The sequence below is a fragment of the Pseudomonas plecoglossicida NBRC 103162 = DSM 15088 genome (assembly GCF_000730665.1).
Taxonomy (GTDB): Bacteria; Pseudomonadota; Gammaproteobacteria; order Pseudomonadales; family Pseudomonadaceae; genus Aquipseudomonas; species Aquipseudomonas plecoglossicida.
On sequence record NZ_BBIV01000006.1, the window covers coordinates 180,715 to 201,618 of the forward strand.

19 protein-coding genes are annotated in these 20,904 nt (G+C 62.8%); 11 read left to right on the plus strand and 8 right to left on the minus strand.

Features of this window, described 5'->3' with window-relative positions; translation table 11 throughout:
- Window positions 1-7: 7 nt before the first annotated feature.
- Together PPL01S_RS04975 and PPL01S_RS04980 are read right to left on the minus strand one after the other, a co-directional pair.
- Window positions 8-454, minus strand: a complete 447-nt coding sequence (locus PPL01S_RS04975; protein WP_016394364.1) for a GNAT family N-acetyltransferase — start codon at window positions 452-454, stop codon at window positions 8-10.
- Between the two features lie 12 nt (window positions 455-466).
- On the minus strand, window positions 467-1,096 hold the full coding sequence (locus PPL01S_RS04980) for an FMN-binding negative transcriptional regulator (protein WP_028625856.1): 630 nt from the start codon (window positions 1,094-1,096) through the stop codon (window positions 467-469).
- 90 nt (window positions 1,097-1,186) lie between these two features.
- On the opposite strand from PPL01S_RS04980, the gene pdxR reads away from it, so the two are divergent.
- Complete coding sequence (gene pdxR / locus PPL01S_RS04985) at window positions 1,187-2,716, plus strand: MocR-like pyridoxine biosynthesis transcription factor PdxR (protein WP_028625857.1); 1,530 nt, start codon at window positions 1,187-1,189, stop codon at window positions 2,714-2,716.
- Between the two features lie 23 nt (window positions 2,717-2,739).
- On the opposite strand, the gene PPL01S_RS04990 is transcribed toward pdxR, so the two are convergent.
- The 4 genes from PPL01S_RS04990 to aspA all read right to left on the minus strand — a co-directional run bounded on the left by PPL01S_RS04990 (window position 2,740) and on the right by aspA (window position 7,576).
- Window positions 2,740-3,843 carry a polyamine ABC transporter substrate-binding protein gene (locus PPL01S_RS04990; protein ID WP_028625858.1) on the minus strand — a complete coding sequence of 368 codons (1,104 nt, stop codon included), beginning with the start codon at window positions 3,841-3,843 and terminating at the stop codon, window positions 2,740-2,742.
- Window positions 3,843-4,886: a histone deacetylase family protein gene (locus PPL01S_RS04995; protein WP_016394368.1), complete on the minus strand. Its 1,044-nt coding sequence runs from the start codon at window positions 4,884-4,886 to the stop codon at window positions 3,843-3,845. The genes PPL01S_RS04990 and PPL01S_RS04995 overlap by 1 nt, the downstream gene beginning before the upstream one ends.
- 116 nt (window positions 4,887-5,002) lie before the next feature.
- A complete protein-coding gene (locus PPL01S_RS05000; RefSeq protein ID WP_028625859.1) occupies window positions 5,003-5,995 on the minus strand; it encodes an AraC family transcriptional regulator in 993 nt (330 codons plus the stop codon).
- A gap of 156 nt (window positions 5,996-6,151) precedes the next feature.
- Entirely contained in the window at window positions 6,152-7,576 is a 1,425-nt protein-coding gene (gene aspA, locus PPL01S_RS05005; RefSeq protein WP_016394370.1) for an aspartate ammonia-lyase, read from the minus strand.
- 182 nt (window positions 7,577-7,758) lie between these two features.
- Between aspA and PPL01S_RS05010 the strand changes: the two genes are divergently transcribed.
- From PPL01S_RS05010 to PPL01S_RS05030, 5 genes are all read left to right on the plus strand, one after another.
- On the plus strand, window positions 7,759-8,691 hold the full coding sequence (locus PPL01S_RS05010; protein ID WP_016394371.1) for a LysR substrate-binding domain-containing protein: 933 nt from the start codon (window positions 7,759-7,761) through the stop codon (window positions 8,689-8,691).
- 171 nt (window positions 8,692-8,862) lie between these two features.
- On the plus strand, window positions 8,863-9,354 hold the full coding sequence (gene purE / locus PPL01S_RS05015) for a 5-(carboxyamino)imidazole ribonucleotide mutase (RefSeq protein WP_003253304.1): 492 nt from the start codon (window positions 8,863-8,865) through the stop codon (window positions 9,352-9,354).
- A 10-nt stretch (window positions 9,355-9,364) separates the two neighbouring features.
- Entirely contained in the window at window positions 9,365-10,447 is a 1,083-nt protein-coding gene (locus tag PPL01S_RS05020) for a 5-(carboxyamino)imidazole ribonucleotide synthase (RefSeq protein ID WP_016394372.1), read from the plus strand.
- 109 nt (window positions 10,448-10,556) lie between these two features.
- Window positions 10,557-10,802: a GlsB/YeaQ/YmgE family stress response membrane protein gene (locus tag PPL01S_RS05025; protein WP_016394373.1), complete on the plus strand. Its 246-nt coding sequence runs from the start codon at window positions 10,557-10,559 to the stop codon at window positions 10,800-10,802.
- A gap of 48 nt (window positions 10,803-10,850) precedes the next feature.
- Window positions 10,851-11,384 carry a DUF3299 domain-containing protein gene (locus PPL01S_RS05030; RefSeq protein WP_415639457.1) on the plus strand — a complete coding sequence of 178 codons (534 nt, stop codon included), beginning with the start codon at window positions 10,851-10,853 and terminating at the stop codon, window positions 11,382-11,384.
- Window positions 11,385-11,490: 106 nt separating this feature from the next.
- Here the strand turns inward: PPL01S_RS05030 and PPL01S_RS05035 are convergent, their stop codons facing one another.
- Together PPL01S_RS05035 and PPL01S_RS05040 are read right to left on the minus strand one after the other, a co-directional pair.
- A complete protein-coding gene (locus PPL01S_RS05035) occupies window positions 11,491-12,387 on the minus strand; it encodes a D-hexose-6-phosphate mutarotase (RefSeq protein ID WP_016394375.1) in 897 nt (298 codons plus the stop codon).
- Window positions 12,388-12,459: 72 nt separating this feature from the next.
- Entirely contained in the window at window positions 12,460-12,858 is a 399-nt protein-coding gene (locus tag PPL01S_RS05040; RefSeq protein ID WP_003253317.1) for an acyl-CoA thioesterase, read from the minus strand.
- A 364-nt stretch (window positions 12,859-13,222) separates the two neighbouring features.
- Here PPL01S_RS05040 and PPL01S_RS05045 point away from each other — a divergent pair, with 364 nt between their 5' ends.
- From PPL01S_RS05045 to PPL01S_RS05065, 5 genes are all read left to right on the plus strand, one after another.
- Complete coding sequence (locus tag PPL01S_RS05045) at window positions 13,223-14,512, plus strand: MFS transporter (protein ID WP_016394376.1); 1,290 nt, start codon at window positions 13,223-13,225, stop codon at window positions 14,510-14,512.
- Between the two features lie 292 nt (window positions 14,513-14,804).
- On the plus strand, window positions 14,805-15,755 hold the full coding sequence (locus PPL01S_RS05050) for an S-type pyocin domain-containing protein (RefSeq protein ID WP_033743643.1): 951 nt from the start codon (window positions 14,805-14,807) through the stop codon (window positions 15,753-15,755).
- Between the two features lie 31 nt (window positions 15,756-15,786).
- Window positions 15,787-17,322 carry an S-type pyocin domain-containing protein gene (locus PPL01S_RS05055; protein WP_248694081.1) on the plus strand — a complete coding sequence of 512 codons (1,536 nt, stop codon included), beginning with the start codon at window positions 15,787-15,789 and terminating at the stop codon, window positions 17,320-17,322.
- A gap of 149 nt (window positions 17,323-17,471) precedes the next feature.
- Window positions 17,472-18,470 (plus strand): phosphate ABC transporter substrate-binding protein PstS, encoded by a 999-nt coding sequence (locus tag PPL01S_RS05060; RefSeq protein WP_016394380.1) that lies wholly within the window; start codon window positions 17,472-17,474, stop codon window positions 18,468-18,470.
- Window positions 18,471-18,609: 139 nt separating this feature from the next.
- The gene (locus tag PPL01S_RS05065) at window positions 18,610-20,898 is read left to right on the plus strand and encodes an ABC transporter permease family protein (RefSeq protein WP_028625863.1); all 2,289 of its coding nucleotides are present in this window, start codon (window positions 18,610-18,612) and stop codon (window positions 20,896-20,898) included.
- Window positions 20,899-20,904 lie beyond the last annotated feature (6 nt).

The following is a 20,904-nucleotide window of genomic DNA, read 5'->3' on the forward strand; positions in this document are numbered from 1 at the left end:
GATCGGCCTACAGTCCTTTGCGAAATTGGATGAAGCCCGGCCGCTCGGCAACCTGTTCATAGAGGCTGATGGCCGTAGCGTTGGTTTCGTGGGTCAGCCAGTGCACCTTGATGCACCCGGCGGCCTTGGCAGTGGCATAGACGAACTCGATCAGCTGGCGGCCGATGCCCAATCCCCTTTGGCTGCTGTCCACGTACAGGTCCTGCAGGTAGCACGAGTTCTCGATGCTCCAGTTGGAGCGATGATAGATCCAGTTGACCATGCCTACTGCCTTGCCATCGACCCAGGCCAAGGCTGAGTTCGTCGGCTCGTTGGGGTCAAGCAGGCGCTGCCAGGTGCTGGCGCTGACGGACTCGGGCAACTCGGTTTCATAAAAGCGTAGATAGGCCTGCCAGAGGGCGAGCCAGGCAGCATGGTCGTTGGCGCCGACAGGGCGCAGGGTGACGCTGGGCATGGGGCTTTTCCTTCAGAGTTGGCGCATCTGCGCCGCGAGTTGGTTGTCGAGGTAATCGGGGCTGCTGCTCAGTCCGTCGCGTACGCCGGCGATGTCTTGCGCCGAACGGTTCTGGCTGAGCTTGCGCGCGCCTTGCAAGCGGGCGATGGGCAGGCGGATACCGACGATGGCGCGGAGCATGCCGTCGAGGTAGTCGCCAGGGGCATCGGCCACGCTCCACGGCTCGGCGCGCCCTTGTTCGTGGCGGTCGGTCAGGCGGCTGACGATATCGAGCAGCGGTGCGGCGTCGTGGATCACTTCGGCCGGGCCGTAGGCATGCACGGCCAGGTAATTCCAGGTCGGTACGACCTTGGGGTTCTCGGCCTTGCTTGGATAGTAGCTGGGGCTGACATAGGCATCGGCACCCGGGAAAACCAGCAATGCCTCGCTGCCGCGCTCCAGGTCCTGCCATTGGCGGTTGGCACGTGCCAGATGGGCGTAGACAGTGCCGAACTCCCCTTCGGCAGTGTCGACCAGCACCGGCAGGTGTGTCGCCAGCAGGCCCCCTTCACCGTGACTGACCAGCACGGCCAGGCGAGTCTCAAGCATGTGCTGGTGCAGGCGTTGAAGGTCGTGCTCCTGGTGAGGTTTGCTGTTGTACATGCGCAGGTTCCTTGTCGAATGGCTCCATCCTAGGCAGGCTATTGGTTCAAAGTAAGATCCATTGATGACTGTTTTCATAGGTCCAATACCATGAGCGAGCGTCCACTCCTGTCGCCTTTCGACCCTGCCGGGATCGTTCTCGACCGTCGTCGCGGGTTGACCCAACAGTTGTACGAGGTCCTGCGCGCGCGCGTGCTGGACGGGCGCCTTGGCAGCGGCACGCGGCTGCCGGCCACCCGCGACCTGGCGGCTACCTTGGCGCTTTCGCGCAACAGCGTGGTGCGTGCGTACGATCAACTGTATGCCGAGGGGTACATCGAAAGCCGGGTAGGGGATGGCACCTACGTCAGCCGACAAGCAAAACTATCCACACAACTGTCCACAGGGTTATCCCTGGGTTTATCCACAGGCTTACCCACAAGTTCGTCAGAAAATACTGAGGATTTATCCAGCAATCCACTTTCCAGCGAGCCTTTGCAGCGTCTGAAAAGTAACCATTTACCGCTGCCAAGGAGTGGTGCGCCCCGGGCGTTCCGCGTCGGTATTCCAGCGTTCGACCTGTTCCCGTTCGACGTCTGGGCCAAGCTGCAGGCGGCTTTCTGGCGAAATCCCGATCCTGCTCGACTGGGTTATGGTGACCCTGCCGGCGAGCGAGGGCTGCGCGAACTGATTGCGGCGTACTTGCGCCGTTCTCGAGGCCTGTCCTGTACGGCTGATCAAATTGTGATCACCAGTGGCGCGCAACAGGCCATCAGCCTTTGTGCACAGTTGCTGGTGCAGCCTGGCGACCGCGTGGCTGTGGAAAACCCAGGTTATCGGGCCGCGGGGCACACGTTCGCTGTGACTGGCGGCAAGGTGACGGGTATCCCTGTGGACGAGGAAGGCATGGATTGCAGCCGCCTGGAGCAATTGCAGGATTGCCGGCTGGCCTATGTCACCCCCGCTCACCAGTACCCGACCGGTGTCACCATGAGCCTGGCGCGGCGCCTGGCATTGCTGGCCTGGGCCGAGCGCAGCGATGGCTGGATCATCGAGGACGACTACGACGGCGAGTACCGCTACAGCGGGGCCCCGTTGGCCCCGCTCGCAGCGTTGGACCGTCAGGGGCGGGTGTTGTACGTGGGGACATTCGGCAAGATCGCTTTCCCGGCACTGCGCCTTGGCTACCTGGTGCTGCCGGCGCGGCTGGTGCAGGCCTTCAGTCAGGGCAGGGCGCTGGCGATGCGACATTCCGAGGTGGGTACGCAGTGCGTGATGGCCGAGTTCATGGCCCAGGGCCACTTCCAGCGGCATATCCGCCGCATGCGGCGGGCAGCATTGAGCCGGCGCAACGTGCTGAAGGCGGGTTGGCCTGGGGAGATTCCGGGGTTGGGGGAGATGCCGGCGGTGGCTGCCGGGCTGCATGTGAAGGTGGATGTGGATAACTTTGCACGCGAGCAGGCGCTGGTTGCCAAGGCTGAAGAGGTGGGGGTGGAGGTGAATCCGCTGAGCAGTTACTGGTTGGAGGATAGCGAGGTGCCTGTGGATAAGCGTGCGGGGCTGGTGCTTGGTTTTGCGGCGGTGCCGGAGGGGGAGATCGCCGAGGCGTTGATGCGCTTGCGCAAGGTCTGGAGAAACTAGGGGGCTGCGCAGCAGCCCGCAGTTCAAGTCCCGGACTTGATCTTGGTCCAGGCCCGCGTCCGCGCCCGCTCGGCGTCACGCGACAATGGCTTGAGTGTGTACAGCTTGGCCATCGCCTCTGCCGTCGGATACAGGTTGGGGTTGTTGCGGATCGCCGGGCTGACCTTCTCGGTCGCATCCTTGTTCGGGTTCGGGTACCCGACAAAGTCGCTGATCGGCGCAATCACTTCCGGGCGCAGCAGGTAGTTGATGAAGGCGTGCGCATCCTCCGGGTTGGCGGCCCCTTTCGGAATCGACAGCATGTCGAACCAGATCGGCGCGCCTTCCTTGGGCAGGCGCATGTCCACCACCACCCCGTTCTTCGCCTCCCGTGCCCGGTTGGCGGCCTGGGAGAAACTGCCGGAATAACCGACAGCGACGCAGATGTCGCCGTTGGCGATGTCCGCCATGTACTTCGAGGAATGGAAGTAGGTGATGTGCGGGCGAATCTTCAACAGCAGGGCTTCGGCTTTCTTGTAGTCGTCCGGCTTGCTGCTGTTGGGGTCCAGGCCCAGGTACTGCAGGGCCAGCGGCAGGATCTCGGAAGGCGAGTCGAGCAACGCCACGCCACACTGCTTGAGCTTGGCGATGTTCTCTTCCTTGAAGATCAGGTCCCAGCTGTCCACCGGCGCATTGTCGCCGAGCACGGCCTTGACCTTGTCGGGGTTGAAGCCGATCAGCACGGTGCCGTACATGTAGGGCACGGCGAACTTGTTGCCGGGGTCGTTGGCTTCGATCAGCTTCATCAGCGCGGGGTCCAGGTGCTGCCAGTTCGGCAGCTTGCTACGGTCCAGCGGCTGGAACACCCCGGCCTCGATCTGCTTGGCGAGGAACACGTTGGACGGCACCACCACGTCATAGCCGGAGTTGCCGGTGAGCAGCTTGGCTTCCAGCGCCTCGTTGGTGTCGAAGATGTCGTAGACCAGCTTTACGCCACTGCCTTTCTGGAAATCGGTCAAGGTCTGCGGGGTGATGTAGTCGAACCAGTTGTACACCCGCAGAGTGCGCTGTTCGGCCTGGGCCTGCAGGGCGCCGGTGAACAGGGTGGCAGCGATGAACGGGGCGAGCAGACGCTTGAGTCGGACCATTACCGGGCTCCTGGCTGGGCGTGCTGGAAGCCTTCCAGCACGTTGACGGCGTTGATGCCGATTTCTTCCACAGCGTAGCCGCCTTCCATCACGAACAAGGTCGGCTTGCCCAGTTGCCCGATACGCTTGCCCATTTCCAGGTAGTCCGGGCTGTCCAGCTTGAACTGGGAGATGGGGTCGTCCTTGAAGGTGTCCACGCCCAGCGAGATCACCAGCACATCGGCATCGTACTCGGCGATTCGCTGACAGGCGTCTTCCAGCGCGGCGCTCCAGGCTTTCCAGTCGCTGCCGGCCGGCAGCGGGTAGTTGATGTTGCAGCCCTCGCCCGCGCCTTCACCGGTCTCGTCGGCATAGCCCAGGAAGAACGGGAATTCGGCCTGCGGGTCGCCGTGGATCGAGGCGAAGAATACGTCACTGCGCTGGTAGAAGATGTCCTGGGTGCCGTTGCCGTGGTGATAGTCGACATCGAGGATGGCCACTTTGGCGCGGCCCTGGTCGAGGAAGGCCTGGGCGGCGATGGCGGCATTGTTCAGGTAGCAATAGCCGCCCATGACTTCGGCGGCGGCGTGGTGCCCTGGTGGACGGCACAGGGCGAAGGCCGAATGGGCGCCTTGCTGGATCGCGGCTTGAGCGGTGAGGGCCACCTGCGCCGCGCTGTAGGCGGCTTGCCAGGTGCCGGCGGTGATCGGGGCGCCGGCGTCGAAGCTGTAGTAGCCCAGCTCGCCGTGCAGACCGGTCGGTTTCACCTGGCGCAGTGTGCGCGCAGGCCAGGTGAAGGGCAGCAGGTCGCCATCGTGACCCAGCGCGGCCCAGCGGGCCCAGGCGCCTTCGAAGAAGTCGAGGTAGTCGGCGCTGTGGATGCGCTGCAAGGGCGCGCGGCCGAAGTCGGTCGGGCCTTGAACCTCACCGAGGTTGCGCTTCTTTACCTGCTCGAGCACATGATCGGCGCGCGAAGGCATTTCGAAGCAAGGCATCAGCTTGCCGTCGATCAGCTCGCAGCGGCCGTGGTGCAGGCGGTGGTCATCGGAATAGATTGTCAGCATTTTGTTGTTCTCAGGAGGGACAGGCGTGGGCCCATTCTCATGGGCGATCTGCGAGTGGAGAACGATGCAAACGGCCAAAAGGGGATCGATGTGGCCAAGGTCGCTGGCCAGTAACGTCAACCCCGAAAATGGCTAGGCGCAACCCCACTCCAACGCTGGAAAGCATGTCGAAAACTGGCCGTTTCACTGAATCCCAGGGTCTCGGCTATCCGATAGATCGGCATCTGCTCATCCGCCAGCAATTGCTTGGCCCGCTCGAAGCGCAGGTCATCGAGCAGCTGTTGATAACTGCTCCCCAGTGCCTGCAAATGCCGACGCAAGGTCCGCGACGAGCAGTTCATCTGCCGCGCCAGGCCTTCAAGGCCCGGCGCAGCATCCAGTTGTTGCAGCAACAGCTGGCGAATCCGCCCAAGCCAGGCCTGACGCCCGGTGAACTCCAGATTCAGCCGCCGGCAGCGTTCGCTCATGGCCTTGTGGGTAATCGGGTCGGCCAGCGGCAACGGGGTGTCGAGCCAGCGCCGCTCGAAGGCGAAGGCGTTGTCTTCTTCGGCAAAGCTCAGGGGGCATTGGAATGCACGGCTATACAGTGCGTGGTAGCCAGGCCTTGCATGTTCGAAGCGCGCGCCGAGCAACGGCAGCGGTCGGCCGAGCAGGTCGTCACAGATGACTTTCAGTGAAACCAGGCAGAACTCGGCATTGAACGCGGCCAGTGCCGGGCTGTCGTGATAATCGCTGGCGCTGAACCAGACCCGTTGGCCGTCGTCGACCAGGCGTAGCTGGAAGACTGTTCCCAGCAGTGCCGGATACTCCAGGGCCAGGCGCAAGGCGTCACCCAAAGTGGCACTGGAGAGCAGTGCGTAACCCAGCATGCCGTAGCACGACACATGCATGCGTTGCCCCAGTTCCAGGCCGATCTCCTCGCGCCGCGCCACGGCGTTGGCGCACACCTGCAGTTCCTGCTGGGTGGTGATGCGTGCGTCGGCGTGCCCCAGGTCGTGCGGGCCAATGCCGCTGCCGGCCAGCAACGCCGCCGCCTCGCAACCGTCTTCCCGGAACAGGTTGAGGATCAGCGAAACCGCATTCAGGGTGGTCAGGTGGCTGTGCAGCATGCTCGGTAATCCCGTGTGGCTGGGAGGCATTATGGAGCAAGTTGTGTGCCGGGCAGCGGCAGGCGAAAAAAAGGGCCCGGAGCGTGCGCTCGGGCCCTTGAAAGGTTGAGAGGTGTCTAGTCCCTCGACCTGGTGAGACTGTTTGCAGCGGCCGGGTTACGCCTTCAGCGGAACCAGACGGGGAGCGATCATGTTTTCCGGACGCAGGATGTCGTTGAGCATCGCTTCGTCCAGCAGCTTCTCTTCGCGCACCAGTTCCAGCACGCCGCGGCCGGTTTCCAGGGCGACGCGGGCGATACGGGTGGCATTTTCGTAGCCGATGTACGGGTTCAGGGCGGTGACCAGGCCGATCGAGTGCTCGACCAGTTCACGGCAGCGCTGTTCGTTGGCGGTGATGCCGACGATGCAGTGCTCGCGCAGCATGTCCATGGCGCGTTGCAGCAGGCGGATCGAGTCGAAGATCTTGTAGGCGATCAGCGGCTCCATCACGTTCAGCTGCAGCTGGCCACCTTCGGCGGCGACGGTCAGGGCCAGGTCGTTGCCCATGATGGCGAAGGCCACCTGGTTGACGGCTTCCGGGATAACCGGGTTGACCTTGCCTGGCATGATCGAGCTGCCTGGCTGGCGCGCTGGCAGGTTGATCTCGTTGATGCCGGTGCGCGGGCCGCTGGACAGCAGGCGCAGGTCGTTGCAGATCTTCGACAGCTTGACCGCGGTACGCTTGAGCATGCCGGAGAACAGTACGAAGGCACCCATGTCGGACGTGGCTTCGATCAGGTCGGCAGCCGGTACCAGCGGTTGGCCGCTGATGGTGGCCAGGCGCTGTACGGCCAGGGCCTGGTAGCCCGGGTCGGCGTTGATGCCGGTACCGATGGCGGTACCGCCCAGGTTGATTTCGGTCAGCAGTTCCGGAGCCAGCGAGCGCAGGCGCTGCAGGTCTTCGGTCATGGTGGTGGCGAAGGCGCGGAATTCCTGGCCGAGGGTCATCGGCACGGCGTCCTGCAGCTGGGTACGGCCCATCTTCAGTACGTGGTCGAACTCTTTACCTTTGGCAGCGAAGGCCTGGATCAGGCTGTCGAGGCTGGCCAGCAGGGCGTCGTGGCCCAGCAGCAGGCCCAGGCGGATGGCGGTCGGGTAGGCGTCGTTGGTCGACTGCGCCATGTTCACATCGTTGTTCGGGTGCAGGTACTGGTACTCACCCTTCTGGTGGCCCATGGCCTCCAGCGCGATGTTGGCGATCACTTCGTTGGCGTTCATGTTGGTAGAAGTACCAGCACCGCCCTGGATCATGTCGACCACGAACTGCTCGTGGTAGTCGCCCTTGATCAGTCGTGCGCAGGCTGCGCTGATCGCGGCATGCTTGGCATCGCTCAGGTGCCCCAGCTCACGGTTCGCGTCAGCAGCTGCCTGCTTGACCATCGCCAGGCCGACTACCAGTTTCGGGTAGTGCGACAGCGGAACACCGGAGAGGTGGAAGTTGTTGGCAGCGCGCAGAGTCTGGATGCCGTAGTAGGCATCGGCAGGGACTTCAAGGGTACCAAGCAGATCTTTTTCGACGCGGAACGATGCAGCGGAGGACATGATGGATATCATCTCGATTTTGACCCGGCACATGCCGGAATGGCGCTAATGCTAGGCCTGAAGGGGATTTTGCGGCCAATGCTGTTGCACGCTAACCTATGCACAAACGGCATAGTGTTTCGTGTGACGCTAATTGACAATCGAGCGTGTTCCATTTTGGTGCGCGCCGGGAGATCCGCTTCATGAACCTGGAAAGCAAGTGGCTGGAGGACTTCAGTGCCCTGGCCGCTACCCGCAGTTTTTCCCAGGCGGCAGAGCGCCGCTTCGTTACCCAACCGGCCTTCAGTCGACGCATTCGCAGCCTGGAAGCGGCCTTGGGCCTTACCCTGGTGAATCGTTCCCGCACCCCGATCGAATTGACCGAGGCGGGGCAGCTGTTCCTGGTGACGGCGCGGACCGTGGTCGATCAGTTGGGCGAAGTCTTGCGTCACCTGCATCACCTTGAAGGCGGGCAGGGCGAGGTGGTCCAGGTCGCGGCGGCGCACTCCCTGGCGTCGGGTTTTTTCCCCCGTTGGGTCGCTCAACTGCGCAACGACGGATTGAACATCGCCACCCGCCTGGTTGCGACTAACGTCGGAGATGCGGTGCACGCCCTGCGTGAGGGTGGCTGCGACCTGATGCTGGCGTTCTACGATCCTGATGCTGCGCTGCAGATGGATGCCGAGATTTTCCCGTCGCTGCACATGGGCAACACCGAAATGCTGCCGGTGTGCGCCGTGGATGCCGACGGCAAACCGTTGTTCGACCTGGAAGGCGACGCCAGCGTGCCGTTGCTGGCCTACAGTGCCGGCGCGTTCCTCGGCCGTTCGGTCAATCTTCTGCTGCGCCAGCGCAGCCTTCGCTATACCACGGTCTACGAAACGGCGATGGCCGACAGTCTCAAGAGCATGGCGCTGGAAGGCATGGGTATCGCCTGGGTGCCGCGGCTCTCCATGCGCGGTGAACTGGAGCGCGGCGAACTGGCCATTTGTGGCGGCAGTCAGTGGCACGTGCCCCTGGAGATCCGCTTGTACCGCTGTGCCCTGGTGCGCAAGGCCAACGTGCGGCTGTTGTGGCGCAAGCTCGAAGGTGGCGCGGCTGTTGACCCAAAAGTCAGCCAAAGCCCCGAAAAATAAGGCCGACAGTTGGTCGCCGGGGGTGCCAGCAACCGTCTTGGTTGCGGTATACTGCGCGGCCTTTCGACCGGGCAGCTCCGGTCCGGATCAGCAAACAAGCCACGCCGGTCGTCCCGCGTGGCTTGTTGTTTTTTGACGCGCCCAAGGGCGCACAAGCGAAGAGGCTCGACGATGAGTGCACTGGTTGGCGTGATCATGGGCTCCAAGTCCGATTGGTCCACCCTTAGCCACACCGCCGATATGCTGGAAAAACTCGGCATTCCCTACGAAGTGAAGGTGGTTTCCGCCCACCGCACCCCGGACTTGCTGTTCCAGTACGCCGAAGAGGCAGAAGGGCGTGGCATCGAGGTGATCATTGCCGGTGCCGGTGGCGCTGCTCACCTGCCAGGCATGTGCGCCGCCAAGACCCACCTGCCGGTGCTGGGCGTGCCGGTGCAGTCCTCGATGCTGTCGGGTGTCGACTCGCTGCTGTCGATCGTGCAGATGCCGGCGGGTGTGCCGGTCGCCACGCTGGCCATCGGCCGCGCCGGCGCGGTCAACGCTGCTCTGCTGTCGGCGAGCATCCTCGGCGCCAAGTACCCGCAGTACCACGCCGCGCTCAAGCAGTTCCGCACGGAACAGACCGACACCGTGCTGGACAACCCAGATCCACGCCAGGCTTGAGGCTGACTCCATGAAGATCGGTGTAATCGGTGGCGGCCAGCTGGGCCGCATGCTGGCCCTGGCGGGTACTCCGCTGGGCATGAACTTCGCCTTCCTCGACCCGGCGCCAGACGCCTGCGCCGCGCCCCTGGGTGAACACCTGCGGGCCGACTACAGCGACCAGGATCACCTGCGCCAGCTGGCTGACGAAGTCGACCTGGTGACCTTCGAGTTCGAAAGCGTTCCGGCCGAAACGGTGGCCTTCCTTTCGCAATTCGTGCCGGTCTACCCCAGTGCCGAAGCGCTGCGCATCGCCCGTGACCGCCTGTTCGAAAAGAGCATGTTCCGCGACCTGGGCATCCCGACCCCGGCGTTCGCCGACATCCTCTCGCAACAGGACCTCGATGCCGCGGTAGCCAGCATCGGTCTGCCGGCGGTGCTCAAGACCCGCACCCTGGGCTACGACGGCAAGGGCCAGAAGGTGTTGCGCAAGCCTGAGGATGTCGTCGGCACCTTCGCCGAGCTGGGCAGCGTGCCGTGCCTGCTGGAAGGCTTCGTCCCGTTCACCGGCGAAGTGTCGCTGGTGGCCGTGCGTGCCCGTGATGGCGAAACCCGCTTCTACCCGCTGGTGCACAACACCCACGAGAGCGGCATCCTCAAGCTGTCGGTGGCAAGCGAGGCGCACCCGTTGCAGGCGCTGGCCGAAGACTACGTCGGCCGCGTGCTCAAGCAGCTGGATTACGTTGGCGTGATGGCCTTCGAGTTCTTCGAGGTCGACGGTGGCCTGAAGGCCAACGAAATCGCCCCGCGTGTGCACAACTCCGGGCACTGGACCATTGAAGGCGCCGAGTGCAGCCAGTTCGAGAACCACTTGCGCGCTGTTGCCGGCCTGCCATTGGGCTCGACCGCCAAGGTCGGCGAGAGCGCGATGCTCAACTTCATCGGTGAAGTACCGGCGGTGGAGAAGGTCGTCGCCATCGACGACTGCCACCTGCACCACTACGGCAAGGCCTTCAAGGTCGGGCGCAAGGTTGGCCACGCCACCCTGCGTTGCCAGGACATGGCTACCCTGCGCAGCAAGATCGCCGAAGTAGAAGCCCTGATCAGCAACTGATCGGGCTTTGGTTCGAACTTCTGCAAGCGGCTTGCCCTCAGAGATGGCAACAAGTCAAAGCGGTGTCTAGGCTTTGGCTTGTTCCGTCTTTCACTGCAGAGGGATTGCCATGGGCATCATTGGAACCATCTTCATCGGCCTCATCGTTGGCCTGCTGGCCCGCTTCATCAAGCCGGGCGACGACAGCATGGGCTGGATCATGACCATCCTGCTGGGTATCGCTGGCTCCCTGCTCGCCACCTATGGCGGCCAGGCGCTGGGGATCTACCAGGCTGGCCAGGCGGCGGGCTTCCTGGGTGCTCTGGTGGGCGCCGTGATCGTTCTGGTGATCTACGGATTCATCAAGAAGCGTTGAATACTGGTTAGAATGCCCGGCAATTCATCCGAGTTGCCGAGCATTTTCATGCGTGCATTTTTCCTCCTCCCCTTGCTGCTTGCCAGCACCCTGGCCCATGCCGAACTGCCTGAAACCGACTGGCTGGACCTGATGCCCGAGTCGGACCAGCAGGCGTTGGAGCAAATGCCTGAGATCGATCACGACTCACCCGAGGCCATGGGCACCTTCACCGACAAGGGCGGCCTCAAGCAGAGCAAGGGTTTGCCGGCGGTCATGTATTCGACCAAGACCGTGGCAGCCATGAATGGCAAGGAAATCCGCCTGGGCGGCTACCCGGTGCCGCTGGAAAGCGATGCCAAGGGCAACAGCACGCTGTTCTTCCTGGTGCCGTACCCAGGTGCCTGCATTCACGTTCCGCCGCCGCCGCCGAACCAGCTGGTGCTGGTGCGCTATCCGAAGGGGCTGAAGATCGACGATATCTATGCGCCGCTCTGGGTCAACGGGGTGCTCAAGGTTGAGAAGGTCAGCAATGACCTGGCGGATGCGGCCTATGCGCTGGATGCGGGGAAGGTGAGGATGGTGGAAGACGCTGACCTTTGAGGCATTGGGGCTGCTTTGCAGCCCTTTCGCGACACAAGGCCGCTCCTACAGGGAATCTGCGGTCCTTGTAGGGGCGGCTTCAGCCGCGATAGGGCCGGTACAGCATTCAGATCATCTCACTGCCAATTTTCACGCCAAGGCCATGGCGCTGCCCAGGCGCCAAAGTCACCACGTCATCCCACACATTCGCCGTCTCGATGCACAGCATCCGCTGCCAGCCATCGTCAGCCATGTCCGCCAGTTCCTTGGCCCGCTCGGTCCACGGGTTCCAGATCACCGCCGAACGCGAGCCGCTGCTGGTCAAGGTGATGCGCCGGTTCCAGTGCGGGTCGACAATGCTCAGCGTCGGTGCAGTGTCGAGGTAGATCCGGTCGGTTTCCCCGCCAAACGCCAGGGCACCTTGCTGCTGGCGCTGCTTCCAGTCGGCCAGGGTCTCGATGTAACCCAGCCCGTCGACACCCTCGACCCGGGCCTGGCGTACATCACTGACCGCGAAGTAACTGTGCAGGGCCTGGCTGATGGTCACCGGGGTATTGCCCATGTTGCGGCTGCTCAGGCTCAGCTCGAGCTCATCGCCCAGCACCACCAGCAGCTTGAGCTCGACGTCGTGCGGCCAGTCCGGCAGATCGCCTTGCGCCTCGGGCAAGCCAAATTCGATGCGCAGTTCGTTACCCGCTTCCTCGATCCCCAGCAATTGCCAGTCACGCGTGCGCGCCAGGCCATGGGCAGGGGCCTGTTCGCCGCGGTACATCGATTGAACCGCTTGCGGGTTGCGCTGCAGGTTGCCGAACCACGGCCAGCACACCGGTACACCGGCGCGCACCGACTTGCCTCGGCGGAAGATGGCCTGGTCGCTCAGCCACAGCAGCGGTGGCTCGCCAACACGCTGGTAGCTGAGGATCTGCGCACCCTGCTGGGCGATCAGTAGTTCGGCGCGGTCGCTGCTGATGCGCCAGCAGTTGAGTTCGCCGTGTTGCTCGGTTTCGACCTTGAAGGTAGCCATTGCGCTCGTCTCATTGAATTGTCCGTGGGTCTTCGACCCGATGACGTGCAATGAGTTTACCGCTCGCACAGCTCAGCGACGAGGCACCGAACGGGTACGGCCACTGCCGTCGATGGCCACGAACACGAACACCGCCTCGGTGACCTTGCGCCATTCGCTGGACAGCGGGTCGTCGCTCCACACTTCCACCATCATCTGGATCGAGCTGCGGCCGATTTCCAGGGTCTGGGTATAGAACGATAGTTGCGCGCCCACGGCCACAGGCACCAGGAAGGCCATGCGGTCGATGGCTACCGTGGCCACCCGGCCACCTGCGACGCGGCTGGCCATGGCCGTGCCGGCCAGGTCCATCTGGGCGACCAGCCAGCCGCCGAAGATATCGCCGAAACCGTTGGTTTCACGAGGCAATGCGGTGATTTGCAAGGCCAGGTCGCCTTGCGGGATGGGATCTTCTTGTTCGAGCTCGATCATGCGGTGGGGGCCTCTGACCCGTGACGCTTTCGTTGGTGTGGCGCGAAGGCCGGGATAACGAACCCGCGCTGAAACATACTACGCCGATATCGCTTCGCTGGACGGCCATAGGGAAATTCTGCGAAACCGTCTGACATCAAGACCGGCGATTTCGCACAATATCCCAAGGGCGACAGCAACCTTTTCCTACGAACGGCCAGTATATATAGCCAAACGGCAAGCGACGACCGCGTATTCATGAATATCTGTCGGGATTTTGTATCGCTTTCAGCACGGCTCGGCAATTTGCTATCTTCGCCTGTCCTAGCAATTCAGAAGCCGCGCGCCAAGCGGCCTGCATGACCTACAAAGAGAAGAACGAGCGATGACCTCCGTGCCGAGCAGTATCGAGCAGCCTTCGCGGCCGCTGACCCGCAGTGACTACAAGACTCTCTCACTGTCCGCCCTGGGCGGAGCGCTGGAGTTCTACGACTTCATCATCTTCGTGTTCTTCGCCACCGTGGTCGGCAAGCTGTTCTTCCCGGCCGACATGCCCGAATGGCTGCGCCTGATGCAGACCTTCGGCATCTTCGCCGCCGGTTACCTGGCGCGGCCGCTGGGCGGCATCGTCATGGCGCACTTCGGCGACCTGCTCGGGCGCAAGAAGATGTTCACTCTGAGCATCTTCATGATGGCCCTGCCGACCCTGATCATGGGCCTGTTGCCCACGTATGCACAGATCGGCCTGTGGGCGCCGATCCTGCTGCTCTTGATGCGCGTCATCCAGGGCGCGGCGATTGGCGGGGAAGTGCCGGGGGCCTGGGTGTTCGTCTCCGAACACGTGCCTGCGCGCAACACCGGGTATGCCTGCGGCACTCTCACTGCCGGCCTGACGGCAGGCATTCTGCTGGGTTCGCTGGTGGCGACGCTGATCAACAGTATCTACACCCCCGAGGAAGTGGCTGATTACGCTTGGCGTGTGCCGTTCCTGCTGGGCGGTGTGTTCGGGTTCTTTGCCGTGTACCTGCGCCGCTGGCTGCATGAAACCCCGGTATTCGCCGAGATGCAGCAGCGCAAGGCACTGGCCGAGGAGCTGCCGCTGCGCGCAGTACTGCGCGATCACCGTGGGTCGATCATCCTGTCGATGCTGCTGACCTGGATGCTGTCGGCCGGCATCGTGGTGGTCATCCTGATGACCCCGGCGCTGCTGCAGAGCATCTATCACATCAGCCCGACCGACTCGCTCAAGGCCAACAGCCTGGCGATCGTGCTGCTCAGTTTCGGCTGCATCGCCTCGGGCAGCCTGGCCGACCGCTTTGGCGCAGGGCGTGTGTTCGTCATCGGCAGCCTGCTGTTGCTGGTGAGCTCGTGGACCTTCTATCACAGCCTGCCGACCCACCCGGAACTGCTGTTCCCGCTGTATGCCGTGACCGGCCTGTGCGTGGGCGTGATCGGTGCGGTGCCTTATGTAATGGTCAAGGCGTTCCCGGCTGTGGTGCGCTTCAGCGGGCTGTCGTTCTCCTACAACGTGGCTTACGCGATCTTCGGTGGTCTGACACCGATGGTGGTGACGGCGCTGCTCAAAGTGAGCCCGATGGCGCCGGCGTATTATGTTGCAGGTTTGTGCACCGTGGGGCTGTTTGTTGGTATTTACTTGCTCGCCAACAAACGCTGATCGGCTAAACCCATGCGGCAGCAACCGCTTCCATCATGAAGTGGCTGCCGCATGAATTATCAAGTTCCCGCTCTCTCGTAGCCATCTACGCCCCGCCTTGCATTTCCCAATTCCTTTAATGCTAAAACTTGCACTGCTTAATTTGCGGGGTAAGCGCGCCGCCTTGTGCAGAGCAATTTCGCCAATCATTTAAATTCGATTTCAATTAACCATCATTTTTCGACACAAGTTGAAATTGACGCTCTCAACTAAAGCAATATGTAGTGCTGTTGCCTGGTTATAAATCGGCAACTTGGGCCATGCAGAGGTGTGGCGGGCCAGGGAAGCGGTCTGGGCACGCCAACATCAAGACGCCCAGCAGCGTGAAGCGCGAGTCCGCTACAAGCAGCAAGCGGATGAAGATCGTCGCCTGCAGCGGCTGAAGGCCGCCAACACCCTTGGCGCACCCGTTGGGGTTGCCCAGGCGGGTGGGGTGCTACTTACCCAGGGCGGCGCGCAGGTGGCGGCTGAGTTGGCAGCCGCAATCGAGCAGGCAATCGCCAATGCGGCGAAAGAGCTACTGAGGGTCGCGGCAATCCGCGGCGGGCAGGCCCTGAGCCTTACGGCTACGGCCATGCTGTACTCGCCGACGTTGGGTAATGGCGAGTTGACCGAGGCGCAGCGCAGGCGGCATCTCGAAGGTTTGGGCGTAGGCGCGGAGCTATTGGGTGTCGAGGCCGGCCAGGACCTGCAAGCAATAGCCAATGCCGGCGGGTCCGCCCGCCTGAGTAACCGCATCAGAATCGAGCATTTGCCGGGCGGCAGTGGCATCGGGGTGGCTTCGACGGGTGCCGGTATCGCATCCGAAGTGCGGGTCAGGAACGCCGTTTTCGATCCGGTGAATGAAACGTACCGGGTCGAGCCGGACACGCCTACCGGCAAGACCCTGGTCCTGGGCGGCTCTGCTGCAACGGCAGGCGATACGTCCAGTGCCAGGGTGCTGGCGCTAGCGCCGGAAGTGGCCACGGTTGGCGCAGGCGTGGACCTTCGCTTCGATGACTGCATTGTCTGCATCCCTGGCCAGGCGCCGCAGTATTTCTCGTTTGTCTTGCCGCCTGCGGGGACGGGGGTTGTCACGGGCAAAGGGCAAGTGGCCGGTGGCGATTGGTGGGCTGCCCGCGTGGCGCCGACAGGAGTGGCATTGCCTGCCCAGGTGGGTGATCAGTTGCGCGGCCGCACCTATCTTTCGCTTTTAAAGTTATGAGCATGAATTGCCATGGCGGCAAGGAGTTTTCATGATCAAATTTGAAACCAAACTGCAAAATTACGAAGAACCCCGCTTTCTCTCTCTCGTACAAGAAATCTGGAACGCGGACACCGACAAGGCCCATCACGACGCACTGATCGCCCACTTCGACCGTGTGGTGGGCCACCGCGCCGGCAGCGACCTTCTGTTCTACCCGGAGCCCGACGAGGCAGGCAGCATCAATTCCCCAGACGAAGTGGTCGCCACCCTCAAACGCTGGTACCTGAGGCAAGGCCGCGCCGCCTTCAAGGGACAAGTGCTGCCATCACCCGCCAGCCACCAGCCATTGACCCGGGAACAGCGGGCGGTTCAGGCCTCCAATCGAAATCTGGAACAGTCACGCAAGCTCATTGCCGATATCCAGTCCGCGACCCAGCGTGGCGCACATACGCTCAAGGTGCTTGAGCAGCAACTGGCGATCGAACCGTCCGCCGGCACGCCGGAGCAGCAGTTGAGCGCCTGCCTGGGCACGCTGCGTAACCTGGAATCGGCTCAAATTCAGGCGCAGCAGGCCTTGGCCGCGCTGGAAAACCTGGAAGTGAGCGTGCAATTTGCCGTGAGCGATGCCGCGCGTAATGTCAGTAGCCCCTTTTTCAATGTCGGCATACAAACGGTGGTGCTAAAGGAAATCACCCCGGTCGGCCAGCATTACGCGGCGGCACTCGCCGCGGCACGCCAGCAGCATCCAGCGCTGTACCAGCGGGGTGCGGCACGGATCGAAAGCCTTGAGTCGCACATCGCCCAACTGACCGTTGCCACCGACAGCGGGCCGGGGCGCGGTCCACTGACGTTACGCGCGCCGCTGCACTCGGCCGGCTTGCATCCCGCCTTGCTGACTGTGCAAGGGCTCAGCCGCGAGGTGGCGCGGCAGCAGCACAGGCTGACGCAGACCTTCCAGTCGGCGCTTGCCGAACTGCAATGGCAGGCCGCGGCCTCGCTGGAGGATCATCCAGGCATTTATGTCGATGTTCTGCAGTTCGTGCTGGGTGCGCCAAGCGACGACCCGCGTTTCGCAGTGAGCGTGCCACTGGCTGCACTGTATTCTGAAGGGGAGGCTGATTGGCAGGGCCTGGCCAAGGTGCGCGGCGACATCCAGATGCCGTTCAGAATGTGCACCCTGTTCGAATCCGTCGCCGGTGGGCCGCGCAGTTTCGGTGTGAAGCCGCATCTCAAGCATTCGCATGTGCTTTTGACCACAACCCAGGGTTCGAGGGTGCCATCGCGTGTACCGGTGCGCATGGCCAGCTGGCAGGCGGCGCATCAGGCCTGGGCGTATTCCGGGGAGGGCAGGGCGCCAGTTACCGTGCTGTGGCAACAGGGCGACGCGCCCTACGCCGCTGAAGATTCCGCCAGGCCTGCCAGCATCAGTTTCCTCAGCTTGCCCTCGGTGCCTCTGGTCGGAACGTTCGCCAATCTCGAGCGCTTGCGCTTCGACGACTGCATCGTGGTCTTTCCGGCAGAGTCGGGGCTAGAGCCGCTATACCTGATGCTGCGCGACCGGCGGGAGCTGCCTGGAGGGGCCTGATTCCCTGATAAGCCCTGTAACAGGTGAAGGCCAGTGCAATGCTGGCCTTTCATCCAATTGTCACATTGAAGTCATATCGTCTTCATGCGGCCTGCAGATACTGGGCCCCGATCCAGCCAACACCCCAATATTCCTGCTAGGAGCAAGGCATGAAACTGAAGCGTTTGATGGCGGCCCTCACCTTTGCCGCCGCTGGCGTTGCGACCGCCAACGCGGTAGCCGCCGTCGACCCTGCGATCCCGACCTACACCAAGACCACCGGTGTTTCGGGCAACCTCTCCAGCGTCGGTTCCGACACCCTCGCGAACCTGATGACTCTGTGGGCCGAGGCCTACAAGAAGGAATATCCGAACGTAAACATCCAGATCCAGGCTGCCGGTTCTTCCACTGCGCCACCCGCGCTGACCGAAGGCACCGCCAACCTCGGCCCGATGAGCCGCAAGATGAAGGACGTCGAGCTGCAGGCCTTCGAGCAGAAGTACGGCTACAAACCGACCGCCATCCCGGTCGCCGTCGATGCCCTGGCAGTGTTCGTGCACAAGGACAACCCGATCAAAGGCCTGACCATGGCCCAGGTCGATGCGATCTTCTCGTCCACCCGCCTGTGCGGTGCCAAGGCCGACGTCAAGACCTGGGGCGACCTGGGCGTGACCGGCGACCTGGCCAACAAGCCAGTGCAGCTGTTCGGCCGCAACTCGGTATCGGGCACCTACGGCTACTTCAAGGAAGAAGCCCTGTGCAAAGGCGACTTCAAGCCTAACGTCAACGAACAGCCTGGCTCGGCTTCGGTCGTGCAGTCGATCAGCTCCTCGCTGAACGGCATCGGCTACTCGGGCATCGGCTACAAGACCGCCAGCGTCAAGACCGTTGCCCTGGCCAAGAAAGAAGGCGGCGAGTTCATCGAAGACAACGAAGCCAACGCCCTGAACGGCTCGTACCCGCTGTCGCGCTTCCTGTACGTCTACGTCAACAAGGCGCCGAACAAGCCTCTGGCTCCGCTGGAAGCCGAGTTCGTCAAGCTGGTGCTGTCGCAGGCTGGCCAGCAGGTCGTGGTGAAGGATGGCTACATCCCGCTGCCGGCCAAAGTGGTCGACAAGACCCTGGCTGACCTGGGCCTGTCCCACGCCGGTAACGTTGCAAAGAAGTAACTAACTGAGGAAGAGGCCGGTGCCGATGCCCGGCCTCTTCCAAGCATTCTTAGTCCGAAGCCAGGGCTCCTGAGCGGCGGGCTTTTTTGCGTCAACGCACTGTAATGTTTTTGTCATACGGGACCGCTAGGGTGTGCGCATGAATGATCTGGCCAACTCCACAATGACCCAAAATTCCCCTCCCGTGCGGATTGATTTCAATACGCCCGAGTTGCAACGCAAGCGCCGCATGCGCGCCCTCAAGGATCGCCTGACCCGCTGGTATGTACTGGTGGGCGGGCTTGCCGTGCTGGCAGCGATTACCCTGATCTTCTTCTATCTGGCCTACGTGGTGCTGCCGCTGTTCCAGGGCGCCGAGCTGACCAGCAAGAAGGCCCTGGAGCCGACCTGGCTGCAGCAGGATGCCGGCAAGCCGCTGATGATCGCCCTTGAAGAGCAGAACCTGGTCGGCATGCGCGTTTCGGACAAGGGTCAGGCACTGTTCTTCGATACCAAGACCGGTAACGAGCTCAAGCGTGTCGACCTGCCGCTGCCTGCTGGCACCCAGGTCAGTTCCATCAGCACCGACCAGCCGGGCAGCCCGACGGTCGTGCTGGGCTTGTCCAATGGCAAGGCGCTGGTGTTCCACCACACCTACAAGATCACCTACCCGGACAACAAGAAGACCATCACCCCCGGCATCGACTACCCGTACGGCCAGGAGCCGTTCGTGCTCGATGACGAGGGCCGTGCGCTGGAGCACGTCAGCGTCAACGTCAATGGCGACACCTTGCTGCTGGCCGGCTCCACCGGCGCGCACCTGCAGGTGATCGAGCTGACGCGTACCGAGAACATGATGACCGATGAGGTCACCACCGAGCAGAACCGCATCGAGCTGCCGCAGATGACCGAGGTGGTGAAGAACATCTTCATCGACCCGCGTCAGCAGTGGCTGTACGTGATCAACGGCCGCGCCACCGCCGACGTCTTCAGCCTGCGCGAGAAGAGCCTGAACGGCCGCTACAAGCTGTCCGAGAGCGCCGACACCGAGATCACCGCCAGCGCGCAGCTGGTCGGCGGTATCTCGCTGATCATCGGTGACTCCAAGGGTGGCCTGGCCCAGTGGTTCATGGCCCGCGACCCGGATGGCGAATCGCGCTTCAAGCAGATCCGCACCTTCCAGATGGGCAAGGCGCCGGTCGTGCAGATCGATGCCGAAGAACGCCGCAAGGGCTTCATCGCCCTGGACGCCGAAGGCAAGCTCGGCGTGTTCCACAGCACCGCGCACCGCACGCTGCTGGTCGAGCCCGCTGCCGAAGGCGCCGGCATCCTGGCCCTGTCGCCACGCGCCAACCGCATCATCATCGAAGAAGGTGGCAAGCTGCTGCCGCTGAGCCTGAAGAACCCGCACCCTGAAGTGTCCTTCAGCGCGCTGTGGGGCAAGGTCTGGTACGAGAACTACGACGAACCCAAGTACGTCTGGCAGTCGACCGCTTCGAACACCGACTTCGAACCCAAGCTGAGCCTGTCGCCACTGACCTTCGGCACCCTGAAGGCGGCGTTCTACGCGATGATCCTGGCGGCGCCGCTGGCCATTGCCGCGGCCATCTACACCGCCTACTTCATGGCCCCTGGCATGCGCCGCAAGGTCAAGCCGGTGATCGAGCTGATGGAAGCGATGCCGACGGTGATCCTCGGCTTCTTCGCCGGCCTGTTCCTGGCGCCGTACCTGGAAGGCCACCTGCCGGGCGTGTTCAGCCTGTTCGTGGTCATGCCGGTCGGCATCCTGCTGGCGGGCTTCGGCTGGAGCCGCCTGCCGGAGTCGATCCGCCTGCGCATCCCGGATGGCTGGGAAGCGGCGATCCTGATCCCGGTGATCCTGGTGATCGGCTGGTTCGCCCTGTACATGAGCCCGTTCCTGGAAACCTGGTTCTTCGGTGGTGACATGCGCCTGTGGATCACCAACGACCTGGGCATCACCTACGACCAGCGCAACGCTCTGGTAGTCGGTATCGCCATGGGCTTCGCGGTCATCCCGAACATCTACTCGATCGCCGAAGACGCCGTGTTCAGCGTGCCGCGCAGCCTGACCCTGGGCTCCCTGGCCCTGGGCGCGACACCGTGGCAGACCCTGACCCGCGTGGTCATCCTCACCGCCAGCCCGGGTATCTTCTCGGCGCTGATGATCGGCATGGGCCGTGCGGTGGGCGAGACCATGATCGTGCTCATGGCCACCGGCAACACCCCGGTGATGGAGATGAACCTGTTCGAAGGCATGCGTACCCTCGCGGCCAACGTTGCGGTGGAGATGCCTGAATCGGAAGTCGGCGGCAGTCACTATCGTGTGCTGTTCCTCGCCGCCCTCGTGCTGCTGATGTTCACCTTCATCATGAACACCTTGGCCGAGCTGATTCGCCAGCGTCTGCGCAAGAAATACTCGTCGCTTTGATAGAAA

Excerpts from the sequence above, each read along its gene's own strand:
- PPL01S_RS05010 (WP_016394371.1), top strand. The coding sequence starts at position 7,759 with ATGAACCTGGAAAGCAAGTGGCTGGAGGACTTCAGTGCCCTGGCCGCT.
- PPL01S_RS05045 (WP_016394376.1), top strand. The coding sequence starts at position 13,223 with ATGACCTCCGTGCCGAGCAGTATCGAGCAGCCTTCGCGGCCGCTGACC.
- PPL01S_RS04975 (WP_016394364.1), bottom strand. The coding sequence starts at position 454 with ATGCCCAGCGTCACCCTGCGCCCTGTCGGCGCCAACGACCATGCTGCC.
- PPL01S_RS05040 (WP_003253317.1), bottom strand. The coding sequence starts at position 12,858 with ATGATCGAGCTCGAACAAGAAGATCCCATCCCGCAAGGCGACCTGGCC.
- PPL01S_RS04995 (WP_016394368.1), bottom strand. The coding sequence starts at position 4,886 with ATGCTGACAATCTATTCCGATGACCACCGCCTGCACCACGGCCGCTGC.
- PPL01S_RS05025 (WP_016394373.1), top strand. The coding sequence starts at position 10,557 with ATGGGCATCATTGGAACCATCTTCATCGGCCTCATCGTTGGCCTGCTG.
- PPL01S_RS04990 (WP_028625858.1), bottom strand. The coding sequence starts at position 3,843 with ATGGTCCGACTCAAGCGTCTGCTCGCCCCGTTCATCGCTGCCACCCTG.
- PPL01S_RS04980 (WP_028625856.1), bottom strand. The coding sequence starts at position 1,096 with ATGTACAACAGCAAACCTCACCAGGAGCACGACCTTCAACGCCTGCAC.
- PPL01S_RS05035 (WP_016394375.1), bottom strand. The coding sequence starts at position 12,387 with ATGGCTACCTTCAAGGTCGAAACCGAGCAACACGGCGAACTCAACTGC.
- PPL01S_RS05020 (WP_016394372.1), top strand. The coding sequence starts at position 9,365 with ATGAAGATCGGTGTAATCGGTGGCGGCCAGCTGGGCCGCATGCTGGCC.
- pdxR (WP_028625857.1), top strand. The coding sequence starts at position 1,187 with ATGAGCGAGCGTCCACTCCTGTCGCCTTTCGACCCTGCCGGGATCGTT.
- purE (WP_003253304.1), top strand. The coding sequence starts at position 8,863 with ATGAGTGCACTGGTTGGCGTGATCATGGGCTCCAAGTCCGATTGGTCC.
- PPL01S_RS05030 (WP_415639457.1), top strand. The coding sequence starts at position 10,851 with ATGCGTGCATTTTTCCTCCTCCCCTTGCTGCTTGCCAGCACCCTGGCC.
- PPL01S_RS05000 (WP_028625859.1), bottom strand. The coding sequence starts at position 5,995 with ATGCTGCACAGCCACCTGACCACCCTGAATGCGGTTTCGCTGATCCTC.
- PPL01S_RS05055 (WP_248694081.1), top strand. The coding sequence starts at position 15,787 with ATGATCAAATTTGAAACCAAACTGCAAAATTACGAAGAACCCCGCTTT.
- PPL01S_RS05060 (WP_016394380.1), top strand. The coding sequence starts at position 17,472 with ATGAAACTGAAGCGTTTGATGGCGGCCCTCACCTTTGCCGCCGCTGGC.
- PPL01S_RS05065 (WP_028625863.1), top strand. The coding sequence starts at position 18,610 with ATGAATGATCTGGCCAACTCCACAATGACCCAAAATTCCCCTCCCGTG.
- aspA (WP_016394370.1), bottom strand. The coding sequence starts at position 7,576 with ATGTCCTCCGCTGCATCGTTCCGCGTCGAAAAAGATCTGCTTGGTACC.